The sequence below is a fragment of the Polynucleobacter sinensis genome (genome assembly GCF_001595985.1).
GTDB lineage: Bacteria > Pseudomonadota > Gammaproteobacteria > Burkholderiales > Burkholderiaceae > Polynucleobacter > Polynucleobacter sinensis.
The window spans coordinates 45,746-61,611 of sequence record NZ_LOJJ01000018.1 but is presented as its reverse complement, the minus strand read 5'-3'; the positions used below and the strand labels follow the sequence as shown (position 1 = coordinate 61,611).

Sequence of the window (15,866 nt, the reverse complement as noted above, 5' to 3'; positions counted from 1 at the left end):
CTCCTCCAGTTATTTTGATTTTTATGCTTATGCCTTGATTGCAGCATTCACTCTAGGCATCACTTCTGTAGCAAATAATTCCATTGAACGACGTGCCAACTTTGGATCCATCCAATCATGGCAAGCATAGAGCAGGTTACCAAAGTCACCAACCACATCTCTGAACGCCAAAATCTGATCAACTACTGAATCCACTGTACCCGCAAGCACAAGTCGCTTAGTCACAAAATCAGCTGTGATTTCTGAATCGGGTGTGTTTTGATCTAATTTAAATAGATTGCCACGCCCACCACCACCCACCAGCTTGCGAACCAATTGTTTAAAGTAGAAATGATATGGACCACCCTCTTCTAATGCATAGCGTCTTGCTGTTGCCTCATCATCCGCCACAAAAATACTTTTAGCAACACGCCATTCATCAGGATGAGCCACAGCTCCGACAGCTTCGCGGCCTTCAACATACTTAGGCCAATGTGTTTTAACCCACTCCGGAAGTAGGAATGGAGCGGATATCGGCTGCCACCCTCGCTTAGCCATCTCCGTCACCCCTTTAGAAAATGGAGCAACCGCAGTACCCACAATTAATGGATGTGGTTTTTGGAAGGGCTTCATGATGAAACCTTGCCCAATTTCTGGAGCCATTGTTTTTTCAACTGAGATATTCCAATAGTCGCCTTTAATGTTGTACGGAGGCTCTGACTCCCATATCTTTAAAACGGTATTAATTCCCTCAACAAACATCGCATTTCTATCTTTGTCCAGATTTCCAAAAACCTCAGCATCAGACATCAAACCACCAGGGCTGATACCCATAATAAATCTGCCTTGCAGCAAGTGATCCATCATGGCAGCCTGAGCGGCGATGTTTGCTGGATGGGAGTTAGGCACATTAATCGTGCCCGTGCCTAGCTTAATATTTTTTGTTTGATGAATCAGCGTTGCCAAAAAAATCATCGAGGAGGTAATTGTCTCAGCGGCATCCGTTACATGCTCACCAACATATGCTTCGGAGAAACCCAACTGATCGGCCAAGATAATGGCATCTTGATCCTCCTTCAGGGTTTCAACAATATTTCTTCCTGGTGGATGCAAAGGCATCATAAAAGTACTGTATTTCATCATCTCTCCGATTGATTTACTTTTTTAAATATTTCATTGCACTTGCTATTTCAAACCTCAATAGCTTTTGCATATGCTCCATTACAAAAGAGGAGCGTATCTTTTTTTAGGTAGGAATAGCGCACAATTTTTCCTAAAAATAGAATGTGATCACCAACCTCTTGCGCACTTAATGTTTCACATTCGATATTGGCTGCGCAACCATGAATCACGGGCAGGCCGCCAAGTCCTGCGCTATGCTCTACTCCAGCAAACCGATCATCCGATGGTTTTGCAAACTGATTGGATAAGTGGAGCTGATCCACGCCCAACACATTAATCACGAAACGACCCGATTCCTGGAAAACTGAAAGATTTCGAGATTGTTTGCCAAGACTCCATAAAACAATTGGGGGATCCAGCGATACAGAACTAAACGAATTAGCCGTTAAACCAATCCGCTCTCCAGAATTGGCGACCGTTGTCACAACCGTGACACCCGTTCCAAAGCAACCCAAAACATTTCTGAGCTCTCTTGAGTCAAACTTATCGCCACAAACTTCAATGCTCATATTCCATCCCCGCCCGTTGATAAATCAACTGAATTAAGTAATCACTTGATCACTTTATAAGTGATCATTTGATCTATATCAATAAGGGAAAACCCTATTAATCCGAGGCGAACAACTGAATTAAGGCTTGGAGCGCCTTATCAGATCAGGGATCATCTCCTTAGCACCAGCCAGAAATGCGGTAATCGTCTGATCAATAATTTCATCGATATCTAGAGTTAGAGGTGCATTAAAGACCCATAGGCGCTGCCCCAGATAAAACACTCGAGCATTAATACCCCAAATGAGTTCTACCTCCTCCTCTGTCAAGGGGGCAATATCAAAACCCGGCAAACCAAGCTCTAAGCGCAACTCTTTAGCAATTGGCTCTAGGACTCTGCTGCGCAGAAAATCAAGATATCGAGCATTAATGTTTTCACCCCTTAAGCCAGAAAACATAAAAATGCGCACCCAATCATAAGTCAGCGCAACGCGAGCGTAGTCCTTATAGAAACGCAATAACCTGGCCTGCAGTGGGACAGTTCGGTCCGTAATAATGGATTCCCAGTATGGATTCCACCTACCAACATAAACCTCTTGATAAACGCGCTCAATTAAAGCGGCCTTCGATGGAAAATAGCGAAATATTAATGATTGAGTAACGCCCAGTCGCCGGGCAAGCTCGCGAGTGTCGCCATCAAATCCGACTTCGGCAAAAAAGGCAACTGCTGCCTGCGCAATTTCTCGATCACGATCTTCACGCCTTAACCTTCTCCTGGGAAGAGGAGTTGAGGATGCGGGTAGCGATTTTTTATTAGCGGCCGTAGACATACATTAGGTAATAGAGGAGACTTTCTCGATTAGACCACTCTCGGCTGATTTCATAATAGATTCGAGCGCAGCGACATTTGCCAACATCTCATCCGTCGTCACAGGGTAAGGGCTGATACCAAGCACACCCTTTGCAAAGGCCTCTAAGTTAGATCGCACTGTTGGGTGAGGGTCATTAAAGTATGTCACCTTTTCCTTCCCACTAAAAACCATACTAATATCCCAGCCAGTTGGATTTTCCGGATGAGTCCTATCACGCACCTCTACCCAACCCTTTGAGCCATAAACGGTAAATCGACCATCAAATGGCGTAGCTAGAATGGCGCTAATCAATGCAGTTGGACCGCCTTTAAAGCCCAACATGATTGCAAGAGAGTCCCCATTAGCAAAATTACTTGCCAATGTATTTAATCTCGCCAAGACAGATTCTGCTGGCCCTAATATTGCAATGGCCAAATCGACCAAATGAATACCTGTCGCAGATAATGGACCGCATGGAGCTAGCTCCTTAGAAAGGCGCCAATTGTCTGGAGGCAAAGCAAAGAATTTATCCTGACTGAAGTTCCCTTCAATTTGTAATATCGTACCCAACTCACCGTCAGCAATCCTCTTACGCAAATCCATGATTGCAGGTTCAAATCGCCTTTCATGGCCAATGCCCAAAAGCACTCCAGCAGCCTTACAAGCAGAGACGGCAGCAATGGCATCATCAAGCGTTAAACATAATGGCTTTTCACAAAATACATGCTTTCCAGCTTTTGCTGCAGCAGCGATCTGTGCCGAATGTAACTTATGAGGCGTACATAAAATCACTGCATCTACATTGGGATTAGATACGGCATCCTCATATAAATCAGAAACTTGAAAATTCGTTTTTTCGCCTAGCGCTTTTGCGGCATCTCGTGCCAGAGCCTCTTGCTCAACAACCATCTCTACTTTGACGAACTTGCTCTCCTGTAGGGTGGCGACAATAGTCTTTCCCCACCAGCCATAACCAATCACTGCGACACGAAGTTGTTTCTGACTCATATTTCCAATCTCCTAATATTCTATTTTTATTAATAATCTCACTTCAGAAACTTCAATACGGCATCTGTGAATTCAGATTCACGCTCAATATTTGAAATATGGGCAGCATCTAGTTGCAAATATTGACTACCTTTAATGGAGGCCTGCACTGCAGGGAATTCACTAACAGGCGCTGCCAAATCTGAAGAACCCGCAATCAAAAGAACTGGGCACTGGATTTCATTCATAAAAAGACGGGCATCATAATCTCTAACCGCTTTAGCACACGCAATAAAGCCATCTGCAGATGTTCCCGCAATCATTTGGCGCACCTTTTGGTCGATCTCGGGATTAGACTTCCGAAACCCCTCAGACAGCCAGCGATCTGCAGTCCCATCGAGAATTGCATTAATACCATTCTTTGCCACGGCCTCAATACGCTGATTCCATTGTTCTTTGGTGGCATCAATCTGGAATGGCCGAAAATTTGCCGCTACTAATGAGGTGACCCGCTCTGGATTCTTGGCTGCAAGATATAGACCTAACATTGCACCCAGAGATAAGCCAAGAAAAGAAAATTTCTGGATATTCAAATAGTCCAACAACCCTAATAAATCCTGGCGTAAATCTTCTATATTGGCTTCATTGCCCTGAGCGGGTGTGTCTGCATGACCCCGATAGCTATAACGCAAGATCTGATAATGCTGCGACAGAGCCTTTACTTGGGCATCCCACATTTGAGGGGCGGCAGCCAAAGAATTTGCCAGCACCAATACCGGCGCCCCTAATTTACCTTCAAAAATAAATGCTGTTTGCGTTTTTACTTGCATTTCAATTACCTTTTCTTTAGGGATGTCATCATCGCGCAGTGTTTGCAACGGCCTTATTATTCCATTAAATTGATCAGTTGATCACTTATATGTTAGCAAAGATAAAGCAATCAGGGCTTGATTGATTCCAAGATAGGGCAAAGAAAAGGACCGCTCAAGCCCCCAGTTTGATGTAATAGGATAAAAATCACACTTTTCGGAATGGGTAGACTATCTTAATCAATCAATTCTTTTTCTACGGAGTAATCGATCAATGAAATTTAAAGCAAAACATCTTCCGCTATGGTGTGCATTCTGCGCCCTCTTAATTCCGTTATTGACAAATGCTGCCGAACTCAAAATCATGAGCGCCGGTGCAGTTGAACCGGGAGTTGAGATAGCAATTCATCAATTTGAGAAGAGCACGGGGAATAAAGTAACAATTCAATTTGGTACTGGACCTCAGTTAAGAGAGCGCTTAGCCTCGAATCAAGTATTCGATATATTAATAGCGCCAAATGCTTTAATAAATGAACAGCTAAAGCAGGGAAGGCTTCAGACAGGTATCAGCACATATATCGGAAAAGTTGGCGCAGGCATCACAGTCAGGGCAGAGGTTCCTAAGCCAGATATCCAAAATGTAGACGACTTAAAAAAATACCTACTAGCAGCTGATAGGATTATCTATAACAAGGCCTCTACTGGGATTTATCTAGATAAGCTCTTTACTCAACTTGGAGTAATGGATGCCATTCAATCAAAGGTAATCCGCTATGACAATGGTGAGTCTGTATTGATGCATATCATTCGGGGTAGTGGAAATGAAATCGGGTTTGGGGCAATAACGGAAATAAAATTATTTGAACCCAAGGGTTTGCAGTTTGTCGGCCCACTACCGTCGAATGTGCAAAATTACACCAGTTATGACGCAGGGATTGTAGCCACATCAATCAATGTAGAAATAGCAAAAAATTTTTTAATGCAGATGCAAGATTCACGATTAAATGGCCAGTTACAGCGTGTCGGAATTGAGTAAATCATTTATAAGACATGGCAACTAAAAACCGCCTAACCCTTCCTGATACCATCGCCGGCATTGTTAGGAAGCTGCAATAAGCAAAGCAACCCCACAGCACTAATGAGGGCAATAAATACCAAACTCATACGAAAATCTGCCAAGCTCAATACCGTTGCTTGCGCATCGCGAAGATTATGCGCAATAACCAAGCCCAAGGAAGCCAAGGCCACCCCAAGAGTATTTCCCAGCTGCATCGAGGTACTAGTAATGGCAGATGCTGAGCTAATCTGATTGGGTAAAAGATCTGCAAAGCCGATAGTATTAATAGAGGTGAATTGCATTGACCTAAAAATACCATTCAAAAACAAGATCAATAAGATGATTGGCAGTGACATGCTCGAATCAATAAATATACAACTGACTATAGAAAGCACCGACAAGACCCCATTTACTAACATCACTCGCTTAAAGCCATAGCGATGCAATATCGGAGAGGTGACGGCCTTCATGGCTAAATTCCCAATAAAAATACTCAACACCATTAGCCCCGCTACAAACGGATCCATGCCAAACACTAACTGAAACAATAAAGGCATCAAAAAGGGCACTGCAGTTAAAGTCGCTCTAAAGATGATGCCGGCTTTAATGCTCACAGCAAAACTCGGAATGTCTAATAGATTTAAATCTACCAATGGATAGGCACATCTTCGCATATGGCGGTAAGCAAGATAAGCGCATACTCCGCAAATTACCATCGTAGCAAGAACAAGCCAAAAATGCTCTTCAAGACGATGGGATAGCTCGAGGCCCCATATGAGGGTTGCTAGAGTCAATCCGCTAAAAACAAATCCAAAATAATCAAACGGCTTTTGCGCAATCTCTTGCCCGGGATCCAATAGTGAAAGGCTCATGTAAATACCAACAAGGCCTAGCGGAACATTAATAAAAAATATCCAATGCCAACTCGCATAGGTAGTAATGAACCCTCCAACAGCTGGACCAACCACGGGAGCAATTAAACCAGGCCAGGTAATTAATGCTATGGCGCGTATTACCCCCTCTTTCGGAGTTCGTTGCAATACCAAAGATCGACCAACTGGCACCATAAGGGCACCCCCAACCCCCTGCAGTACTCGAGCAAATATGAACATCGAAAGCGAATCACTTAAGCCACAAAGGATTGATGCTGCAGTAAAAATTCCTATTGCCAGAGTAAATATACGACGCGCACCAAATCGATCGGAAAACCATCCGCTGACAGGTATCAAAACAGCCAATGTTAATAAATAGCTTGTCATACCCGAAGCTACATCAACCGCACTAACACCAAAGTCTCTGGCCATCGATGGTAACGATGTCGTAATGACAGTGCCATCCAAATTCTCCATGAAGAAGGTGGCTGCCACTAAATAAATTACGAGATCAATATTTTTCGATTTCATTTTGAGGTAATCATAAAGCGTAAAGCAATGAGCGATACCCTCTAATGAAAACCATCATACCGAAGAATTGCATAGCAATTTCTCCGGAATATGCCCCATAATGATGCTGTTCGCCACCCGCACATTAGGGTTGCACTAAAAAATCTAAATCAATATTCATTCTTATGTGAGGGGAAGCCATGTTTTTTACTTGTAGCCCATTTTGCAGTGATCCAGCGCATCAACACGCAGCCGACAATTTCTACAATGCAACAGCTCAGGAGAGCTTAGCCGACAGCACTATTGCTGCGCTGCAAAGAGGTTCGAAATCGAATGTCCGCAAATCTACGAAAAAAACGAGTCAAGCTTCGGTAAAAAAAGAGGTTAAACCAAACGACAAGACCCGAATCATCAGCAAGGATCGTAAAGGCAAATTAAAGGTCGTTGATATCCACTGCCACTACCTCAACCCTGAAGTTGCCAAAAAAACTGAGTACTTGAATGCAGCGCAATACGATACTTCAATTATTTTTGCTAACGACTTAACGCGCCAAACGAATGTCAAACAAATGGCCGATAGGGCCTCAAAGCTTACTGGCATCACCGAACGAATTCGTGATATGGACAAAATGGGTGTTGATATTCAAGCAGTTTGCCCAGCCCCATTTCAGTATTTTTATTTCACTGAGCCAGATTTAGGGGCTAGCATCGCTAGAGAAGTCAATGAAGGTATAGCCAAGATCGTAGCCGATCACCCAGACCGCTTCGTTGGCCTCGGTTCAGTACCTCTTCAGAACGCCGACTTGGCAGTACGAGAACTGGAATATGCCGTCAAAAAACTGGGCTTACGTGGAGTAGAGATTAATACCAACGTCAACGGCATGAACTTGACAGATCCAAGGCTGAAGCTTGATAAATTTTTTGCCAAAGCCAATGAACTTGGGGTTGTGATTTTTATGCACCCAATTGGCACAACCCAAGCTGATCGCCTTGTAAATCACTACTTTAATAATGTGATTGGCAACCCCTTAGATACAACCCTGGCAGTAAGCCACCTGATTTTTGATGGCGTCATTGCCAAGAATCCAAAAATTAAATTTATCGCAGCGCATGGTGGTGGATACCTAGCTCACTATTGGGCACGGATGGATCATGCTTGGCGAGCACGTCCTGATTGTAGGACTGTGATCAAATCCAAACCTTCTAACTATTTGAAGAAAATCTACTTTGATACCATTACGTTCGACCCAACTATGCTGAGACATCTAATTGATGTATATGGCGCGGACCATATTTTATTGGGAACGGATTACCCTTATGACATGGGTGAGGTTGACCCTCTTGGATTAATCAACTCAGTCAAAAAGCTCTCAAAGGAAGATCGTCAAAAAATCCAGGGACTCAACGCAATGAAGTTACTAAAAATTAAAGCCTGACCCACCTGAGTGGGTCAGATTTAAATTAGTCCGCCTTAATTTTGTTTTCGCTAATTAATTTGGCATAACGGCTATTCTCTGATGCTAAATAAGTCTTAAATTCATCAGGAGTAGTCGCTTGTGCTTGCACACCCATTGCGGCAAAGCGCTCTTTAATTTCAGGATCACTCATTACCTTTACCAAAGAGGTGTAGTACTTCTCTTGAATGTCTTTTGGAGTTCCAGCCGGCAAATAAACCCCCCACCAAGTTAAAGCAACGAAGCCAGGCAAGCCCCCTTCTGAAAAGGTAGGGACCCCAGGAACTAAAGATGTTCTAGATCCACTTGTAATAGCCAAGGGGCGTAATTTTCCGGACCTAATATGTTCAGCTGCAGGTAACGCATCGGAAACAATAAAATCAATTTGTCCAGCCATAAGATCAATCAAGGCTAAACCACCCCCTTTATAAGGAACATGGGTCATTTGCACACCAGACTGACGCATGATCATTTCGGTGGCGATGTGAGACATGCTACCAGGACCACTAGTTCCAAAATTGAGCGCATTAGGCTTCGCTTTTGCAGCATCTAGTAAGTCTTGCAAGCTTTTATATGGAGAATTTGCAGGCACAACCAAAACATTGGGGCCAGACGCCGTCAAAGAAATAGGCGAGAAATCTTTTTCCATGTTGTAGCTAACCTTGCTCATGAGCGGATTAACCAAAGCAGGGCCAAAATTTCCCAGAACAAATGTATAGCCATCTGGGGCTTGTCGCGCAGCATATTCCATACCAATAGATCCTGCAGCGCCACCCTTGTTTTCAACAATAATTGGCTGACCCCAAAGCTCACCGAGCTTCTTCGCCATGAGTCGACCCATTAAGTCAGAACTTCCCCCGGGTGGATAGGTCACAATTAAGCGCACTGGCTTGGAGGGAAATGTTTGGGCCCAAACGCCTGAAGTGGCAACAGTAAATAAGCCCGCAATGACAATAAAAGAAAACTTCGCTAAATGAGATCGACATCTGGTAATCATAAATTTGCCTCCAGTTAACGCACCCTTCTAATTGAGAGTGCTAAATCTTATTATGCATAAAAAATAGAAATAAACATTGTTGCGATGCGGTATTAGTCAGAAGTAGGCGTCACCACTTAAGTGACGCCTCACCCCTTAACCTAAAAATTTTATTTTTTTGCTATCGCCAACCAAGATGTAACCAATTCAGATCCATCGGAAGCTCCATAGCCGGCAGCCGATGAGCGATCAAAGGAGCTTAAAGCAGCTTGGGCAACTGGTAATGAGTAGCCAAGACTTTTTCCTTCCTCAATCATGGTCTGCAAATCCTTGCGGATGGAATCTATATTAAAAAAAGTTGCTCCAGGCTTTCCACTCTTGAGTGCTGCCGCAATTTTTGGAGCACGCGCTTTCATCACGTTGGGCGCACCAGAAGTATCTGCCAATATGTCCAAGAGTCGCTCCGGATCTATTCCAATGGGCTCTGCAAGCGCAATCGCCTCTGAAAGAGACTCCCAGTAAACCAATAGGGGTAGATTGATTGCCAGCTTTAAACTAGATCCCGATCCAACTGCGCCAACATGCTCAACACGACGGCACATTTGTCGCAATAGCGGAAGAACCTGCTCTACGGATGAAGCTTCGCCACCGACCAAGCCCAACAAGGCACCTTCTTTTGCAGGCATAACTGAACCTCCAACCGGACACTCAACAAACTCACCTCCGGCACTAATCACCTTAGCAGCTAAAGCAATTTGCGTTTCAGGACGTACTGTACTCATCTCAATACAAACTTTGCCCCTCAGACTCGCAGACAAGACTCCATTGGGGCCAGAGTATGCAGCCTCAATTGCCTGAGCATCAGTCAACACAGATAAGATTATTTCAGCCGCTTCAACCACCTGAGCGGGAGAAGCCATTAATGTTGCCCCTAATTCAACTAGGTGAAGGGTCTTTTCTGGCGAGCGATTCCAAATAAAAACATCATGCCCAACATTTATAAGGCGCTCAACAATACCTCCACCAAGCCTTCCAGTACCAATCAGACCTATCTTCATCATATCTCCAAGTTTTGTTTTTATTATCGAGGGTCAATAGCACAACCCCACTTAACAGCGCCACAAATGAATGTCCACTATATCAATTTATGATCAAATAATGCAAAAGCGTCATTCGACATGACAAATAGTCGACCACGGCCCAACAAAATTCCATTAAGCTTTACGCTATTATTCATTTTTTATATAAGAGACAAATCATGGCCACATTAAAGAAAACCACAAGAAAAAAACCGGTTAAACATTCAATCAGCGCGCAAGAAACAGTTGGAGTACTTGGCTTAGGGATTATGGGATCCGCAATTTCAAGCAATCTTCTTAAGGCTGGGTTTGATGTGATTGGATTTGATCCAAACCCCGTCTGCCAAAAAAGATTAGCTAAAGCTGGCGGTAGAGTAGCTAAATCAGCGGCTGAATTAGGTAAGCAAGCCACGTATATTATTTCCTCGCTACCCAGCGCTAACGCTCTCATTGAGAACGCCAAAGCGATTGCTAGCAGCGGTAAAAAAGGGCTTATTGTTGCTGAAGCAAGCACGCTTGACTTAGATGACAAGGCAGCAGCAAAGAAAATTTTGGATGCAAAAGGCATCATTCTTTTAGACTGCCCTCTTTCGGGGACAGGCGCTCAAGCCAAAACAAAAGATCTATCTATCTACTCAAGTGGGCAATCCGCAGCCGTGAAGAAAATGGAACATGTCTTTTCTGGCTTTGCAAAAGCAAATTACTATGTGGGTAGCTTTGGTAATGGCATGAAATTAAAACTCATGGCCAATTTGTTAGTAGCAATTCACAATGTCTCAACAGCGGAAGCAATCTTATTAGGAAAAAATTGGGGCATTGATCCAGCAACGACCGTTAAAGTTTTAGCTGATGGTGCTGGCGGATCTAGAATGTTTAGCGTTCGCGGACCGGTGATGGTCAATGAGAACTGGGATGAAGCTACGATGAAGGTTTCAATCTGGCAAAAAGACATGAAGTTGATTACTGCAGCACTTGCGCAAACCAATACGCCTGCGCCGCTATTTGCCGCATCACAAGCTATCTATAATGCCGCCATGGGCGCAGGTCATGCTGAAAATGACACGGCAGCTGTTTACGATGTTCTACGCAGAATGAGCAAGCTTAAATAAATACGTTAGAAAGGTGAGCCAACAGGCCCACCTTTCTTTTTTTTGCTGCTCGATTAATCTTCTTTGTCGCCATGATCCGCTAGAAGACCAGCACTTTGTATGCCTTTAAGTGCACATATTTCATCATTAACAGAAGTATCGCCACTTACCCCAACAGATCCAATAATTTGACCCTGTTGGTTTTTTACTAATACACCGCCCCTTACTGGCACCATTTGTCCATCTGTCATTGCCTGCAGGGAACTCATAAAATGAGGCACAGCAAGCGCTCTTCGTTCAAGCTCGCGACCCCCAAAACCCATGCCCAAAGTACCAGCAGCCTTACCCCGTGCAATATCAAATCTCAGCAAACTCGTTCCATCATCAGCAAGATAGGCTTTAACAGCCCCACGTACATCCAGCACAACAACTGCGATGGGATGCATACCCATAGACCTTGCGCATTCCAATGTATTTTGAGCAATCGTCAATGCAGATTTAATAGATATTGTTTGAATAGAAATAGTCATAGTGTCCCCATAAGATATTGCAGTAATTTAAATGATAGCTCTGATTAGACTGTAACTCAGAACGTAGCCCTTCATCATTTACGAAGTCGCAATCCACAGGGAGCCCTGCTATCTCAACAACGAAATACAAATTCGAAGAGTTGCACCTATAATCGTTCGGTTTTTTACTCTTAAGCTCGCTATCGCCCCCGGTTTATTAGCTTAATTACCTATCCAGCTGCAAGTGAGGAAGGGTGTTTCGCGGAATGGTTAGGGGCTTCCATTCATTTACAGCATTCTTTTTAACTCTGGCCCTTTTGCTACCAATAGCATCCACTTGGATAGCTTGTCTATTTTCGATTGCAGTGGCAATTCTTACTCAAGTTGGCGTTTAATTCATTGTCAGACTAACCGCAAAATAAAAGTTAAATGGCTTTAATGGTCAAGCGTTGGTAATTTCGACTGAATAACCAAGGGTCTGCACCCATTGCCGGGTTGTGCTTAAATCATGAATATATGCCTATGGACTATGAGCCCACTAAGGTATTGATAAAAATCATCTGAAGAATGATCATAATGAACTGGAGATAATAATGAGCATCAAAGACTCTTTAGGTATTGCCAAACAAATATTTCGATTCGCCGTTCTTGCGATAGCCGTGTTCGCAGGGAGTACGCACATGGTTTTTGGACAGTCTGATTATCCAAATAAACCAATTCGCTTCATCATCCCCTTTCCTGCCGGTGGCGCTACAGATAATATCGCTCGCCCTCTACAAAACGAATTACTCAACACTACAAAATGGAATGTAGTCATTGATAACAAACCTGGCGCCGGTGGAAATATTGGCGCTGAAATTGTTGCTAAATCAACGCCTGATGGATATACCTGGCTCATGGCATCAGTTGGAACTCATGGAATCAATCTTCCCTTGTATACACAGGGAGGCGGCAAACTACCTTTTGACCCAATCAAAGACTTTACACCTATCACGTTGGTGGCAGAGCTTCCAAATGTCTTAGTCGTCAATCCTGCATTTGCTACAAAAAATAAAATTAATACGGTTAAAGATTTAATTGCTTATGCCAAAGCAAACCCCGGAAAAGTGAATATGGCCTCCAGCGGTAATGGGACATCTATTCATATGGCTGGCGAACTCTTTAAATCAATGACCAAAACGTATATGGTTCACCTACCCTATAAAGGTAGCCCTCCTGCGGTAACAGATTTGATGGCCGGGAATGTGGACATCATGTTTGATAACTTACCTTCCTCCATCAACTACATTCGCTCCGGTCGCCTCAAAGCTTTGGCGGTCACTACTGCTAAACGATCACCAGCATTGCCGGACTTACCAACCATTGCTGAAGCCGCGAATCTACCAGGATACGAGGCAACCTCATGGTTTGGCGTAGTTGGGCCAGCTAATATGCCTGCCGAAATTCTAAGTAAAGATAGCTCCGCTCTGATGGCTGCAATCAATAGCCCCTCTGTTCAAGAAAAATATCTTGCCATGGGCGCCCAGCCTGTTGGCAATACCCCTGAACAGTTCTCCAACTTCATTAAAAATGAAATTCTGAAATGGACAAAAGTAGTGAAAGACTCCGGGGCTAAAGTCGATTAATTCAGCAGCTTTAAAAAGCGATCTTCGGCAATAAAAAAGAGGGCAAGCCCTCTTTTTTATTTACGCAATACCCTACTTACCCAACTGAGAGAGCAACTTGCTTGGTGAGATCACCTCTTGATCAAGCACTAATTCAATTAACGCACCATGTTTACTGGCTAATGCTTTTGCAAATGCCGCCGTAAAATCCCCAGTTTTACTCACTCTGTAGCCCGGCATTCCAAAGCTATCGGCAAACTTCACAAAATCTGGATTGGTGAGCTCTGTTGCAATGACGCGCGACTTAAATTCACGCTCTTGATGCATGCGGATGGTGCCAAGCATGTTGTTATTCACCAATAAAATGATAGGGAAGGAACCATATCTAGCTGCAGTTGCCAACTCCTGGCAATTCATCATGAAGTCCCCATCACCACAAACTGCGATAACCACTTTTTCGGAATATTGAATTTTGGCAGCAATCGCCGCAGGTAAGCCATAACCCATAGATCCATTGGCTGGGGCTAATTGCGTTTTATATGGGCCATAAGGATAAAAACGGTGAACCCAAGTGGCAAAATTACCCGCACCGTTTGTCACAATAGAATTGCGTGGAATCGTCTCGCTTAACTCCTTCATGATGTGGGCTAACTGCAAATCCCCGGGAACCGTCACTGGAGCAGAGAATGCAAGATACTCTGAATGCGCCTGAGCCATCGCTTGGCGATCGTATTGCTGCCCCATCTTGATTTCATCTAAGGCTAAACAAAAATTTTCAGGGCTGCAGTTCAGGGCATACTCTGGCCTATAAACGCGCCCCAATTCTTCTGCCCCAGAATGCACATGAATTAACTTTGTATGAGCTTGCGGGGCTGACAAAATAGTGTAACCAGCGGTAGTCATCTCTCCAAGACGCTCGCCAACCACGAGTAGATAATCAGCATTTTTCACTCGCTGCAGTAATGCTGGGTTTGCACCAATACCCAGGTCACCAGCAAAACAAGGATCCAGATTATCAATCACATCCTGGGATCTGAAGCTGGTAGCAACTGGAATAGATTCACGATTTGCCCAAACCTGTAGAGCTTGACAAGCATGGGGAGTCCAATTTCCACCACCAGCAATAATCAATGGATTTTTAGCTTGTGAGAATTCCTTTAGCGCCCGAGAAAATTCCACCCGGTCTAATCCAGGCTGAACAATGTGTGCAGGAGGAACCGGATTTTCTTGCCCACTCATATAAAGCACATCTTCTGGCAGAGCTAAAACTACCGGACCCTTCCTTCCAGCCTGAGCCACATGAAATGCATGAGAAACAAATTCATCAATTCGGTCTACGCGATCAACACTTCCAACCCACTTTGCACATTCAGAAAACATGCGCCGGTAATCAATTTCCTGAAAAGCCTCCCGCTCCACCATGTCTGTACCCACCTGACCAACTAAGAGCACCATTGGTGTTGAATCTTGATAAGCAGTGTGCATTCCAATCATGGCATTTGATGCGCCTGGGCCACGCGTGACCATTACCACTCCGGGCTTACCAGTCAATTTGGCATAGGCCTCTGCCATGTATGCAGCCCCACCCTCTTGTCGGCAAGTAATAAATCGAAACTGAGGATGGTCAACCAAACCATTAAGCAGAGGCAGAAAACTCTCACCCGGGACACCAAAGGCAGTATTAACCCCTTGTCTCACCAAAGAATTTGCCAGAATCTGACCACCATTTAATGAATCGCCTTGTGTCGCCATTATCTCTATACCTTCTCTTCTAATAATGTATGTGTTGTTTAGAAAATTATCACACTAATTCAAAAGCAACCAAGCGAAAACGTTATTTGTGTCGAAGCAGGAAATATCAAGAGCAGAACGATATTAGTGCCCGATATGCAAGGCATTTAGTAAGCGCGAAACCATATTGTATGCAGCAATCGTAGCCACAAGCTCAAGAATCTCTTGATCATTGTATTGCGCTTTGATGGGTTCAAAAATTTCATCTGGCACATGAATATCTAGAGTCATCACGTCAGTTAAATTCAGGACGGAGCTCTCATGGCTGTCAAATAGATTACTAATTGGCCTTTGCTTAAGAGCCACAATTTTCTCATTACTCAGACCGGCCTTAATCGCATGAGGCACATGAGCATCGTATTCATACTGAGCGCGATTGAGGACAGCAACTCGCAAAATAATCATTTCACGTATTGCTGGTGATAATGAATTTCGATTACGAATAGCTGTTAGCAAAGCTTCCCAGCCCTGGGCAATTTCAGGGGCGTTTAATAGAATTTGGTACAGCGGTGAGATACGCCCTCGCTCTAATAAAATCTTTTCCTCTATCAAGGCCAATTCAGCTTTGGTGCCAGGAATTACCGGGGCTATACGTGTACTCATTTCTACTCCTAATCGCAGCGTGCAGA

At 43.9% G+C, this 15,866-nt stretch carries 15 protein-coding genes; 4 read left to right on the top strand and 11 right to left on the bottom strand.

The window, feature by feature from the left end:
• Nucleotides 1-27: 27 nt before the first annotated feature.
• From AOB49_RS10200 to AOB49_RS10180, 5 genes are all read right to left on the bottom strand, one after another.
• On the bottom strand, nucleotides 28-1,122 hold the full coding sequence (locus AOB49_RS10200) for an LLM class flavin-dependent oxidoreductase (RefSeq protein ID WP_245640670.1): 1,095 nt from the start codon (nucleotides 1,120-1,122) through the stop codon (nucleotides 28-30).
• A 47-nt stretch (nucleotides 1,123-1,169) separates the two neighbouring features.
• Complete coding sequence (locus AOB49_RS10195) at nucleotides 1,170-1,670, bottom strand: flavin reductase family protein (RefSeq protein WP_062310748.1); 501 nt, start codon at nucleotides 1,668-1,670, stop codon at nucleotides 1,170-1,172.
• Nucleotides 1,671-1,790: 120 nt separating this feature from the next.
• A complete protein-coding gene (locus AOB49_RS10190; RefSeq protein WP_062310746.1) occupies nucleotides 1,791-2,480 on the bottom strand; it encodes a TetR/AcrR family transcriptional regulator in 690 nt (229 codons plus the stop codon).
• 3 nt (nucleotides 2,481-2,483) lie between these two features.
• On the bottom strand, nucleotides 2,484-3,509 hold the full coding sequence (locus AOB49_RS10185; RefSeq protein ID WP_062310745.1) for a Gfo/Idh/MocA family protein: 1,026 nt from the start codon (nucleotides 3,507-3,509) through the stop codon (nucleotides 2,484-2,486).
• Between the two features lie 38 nt (nucleotides 3,510-3,547).
• Nucleotides 3,548-4,366, bottom strand: a complete 819-nt coding sequence (locus AOB49_RS10180) for an alpha/beta fold hydrolase (RefSeq protein ID WP_062310743.1) — start codon at nucleotides 4,364-4,366, stop codon at nucleotides 3,548-3,550.
• A 205-nt stretch (nucleotides 4,367-4,571) separates the two neighbouring features.
• Here AOB49_RS10180 and AOB49_RS10175 point away from each other — a divergent pair, with 205 nt between their 5' ends.
• A complete protein-coding gene (locus AOB49_RS10175) occupies nucleotides 4,572-5,333 on the top strand; it encodes a substrate-binding domain-containing protein (RefSeq protein ID WP_062310741.1) in 762 nt (253 codons plus the stop codon).
• Nucleotides 5,334-5,365: 32 nt separating this feature from the next.
• Here the strand turns inward: AOB49_RS10175 and AOB49_RS10170 are convergent, their stop codons facing one another.
• On the bottom strand, nucleotides 5,366-6,757 hold the full coding sequence (locus tag AOB49_RS10170) for a DHA2 family efflux MFS transporter permease subunit (protein WP_062310739.1): 1,392 nt from the start codon (nucleotides 6,755-6,757) through the stop codon (nucleotides 5,366-5,368).
• Between the two features lie 179 nt (nucleotides 6,758-6,936).
• On the opposite strand from AOB49_RS10170, the gene AOB49_RS10165 reads away from it, so the two are divergent.
• Nucleotides 6,937-8,172 carry an amidohydrolase family protein gene (locus tag AOB49_RS10165; RefSeq protein ID WP_062310737.1) on the top strand — a complete coding sequence of 412 codons (1,236 nt, stop codon included), beginning with the start codon at nucleotides 6,937-6,939 and terminating at the stop codon, nucleotides 8,170-8,172.
• Nucleotides 8,173-8,197: 25 nt separating this feature from the next.
• On the opposite strand, the gene AOB49_RS10160 is transcribed toward AOB49_RS10165, so the two are convergent.
• Nucleotides 8,198-9,187, bottom strand: a complete 990-nt coding sequence (locus tag AOB49_RS10160) for a Bug family tripartite tricarboxylate transporter substrate binding protein (protein ID WP_062310735.1) — start codon at nucleotides 9,185-9,187, stop codon at nucleotides 8,198-8,200.
• Between the two features lie 149 nt (nucleotides 9,188-9,336).
• Nucleotides 9,337-10,227 (bottom strand): NAD(P)-dependent oxidoreductase, encoded by an 891-nt coding sequence (locus AOB49_RS10155; RefSeq protein WP_082784147.1) that lies wholly within the window; start codon nucleotides 10,225-10,227, stop codon nucleotides 9,337-9,339.
• A 197-nt stretch (nucleotides 10,228-10,424) separates the two neighbouring features.
• Between AOB49_RS10155 and AOB49_RS10150 the strand changes: the two genes are divergently transcribed.
• Nucleotides 10,425-11,354, top strand: a complete 930-nt coding sequence (locus tag AOB49_RS10150; RefSeq protein ID WP_062310731.1) for an NAD(P)-dependent oxidoreductase — start codon at nucleotides 10,425-10,427, stop codon at nucleotides 11,352-11,354.
• A gap of 53 nt (nucleotides 11,355-11,407) precedes the next feature.
• Here the strand turns inward: AOB49_RS10150 and AOB49_RS10145 are convergent, their stop codons facing one another.
• Nucleotides 11,408-11,863, bottom strand: coding sequence for a GlcG/HbpS family heme-binding protein (locus AOB49_RS10145; protein WP_062310730.1), 456 nt, complete (start codon nucleotides 11,861-11,863; stop codon nucleotides 11,408-11,410).
• Between the two features lie 659 nt (nucleotides 11,864-12,522).
• On the opposite strand from AOB49_RS10145, the gene AOB49_RS10140 reads away from it, so the two are divergent.
• On the top strand, nucleotides 12,523-13,467 hold the full coding sequence (locus AOB49_RS10140; RefSeq protein ID WP_245640682.1) for a Bug family tripartite tricarboxylate transporter substrate binding protein: 945 nt from the start codon (nucleotides 12,523-12,525) through the stop codon (nucleotides 13,465-13,467).
• Between the two features lie 72 nt (nucleotides 13,468-13,539).
• On the opposite strand, the gene AOB49_RS10135 is transcribed toward AOB49_RS10140, so the two are convergent.
• A complete protein-coding gene (locus AOB49_RS10135; protein WP_062310726.1) occupies nucleotides 13,540-15,198 on the bottom strand; it encodes a thiamine pyrophosphate-binding protein in 1,659 nt (552 codons plus the stop codon).
• Nucleotides 15,199-15,321: 123 nt separating this feature from the next.
• The gene (locus AOB49_RS10130) at nucleotides 15,322-15,840 is read right to left on the bottom strand and encodes a carboxymuconolactone decarboxylase family protein (protein WP_062310724.1); all 519 of its coding nucleotides are present in this window, start codon (nucleotides 15,838-15,840) and stop codon (nucleotides 15,322-15,324) included.
• Between the last annotated feature and the right edge of the window lie 26 nt (nucleotides 15,841-15,866).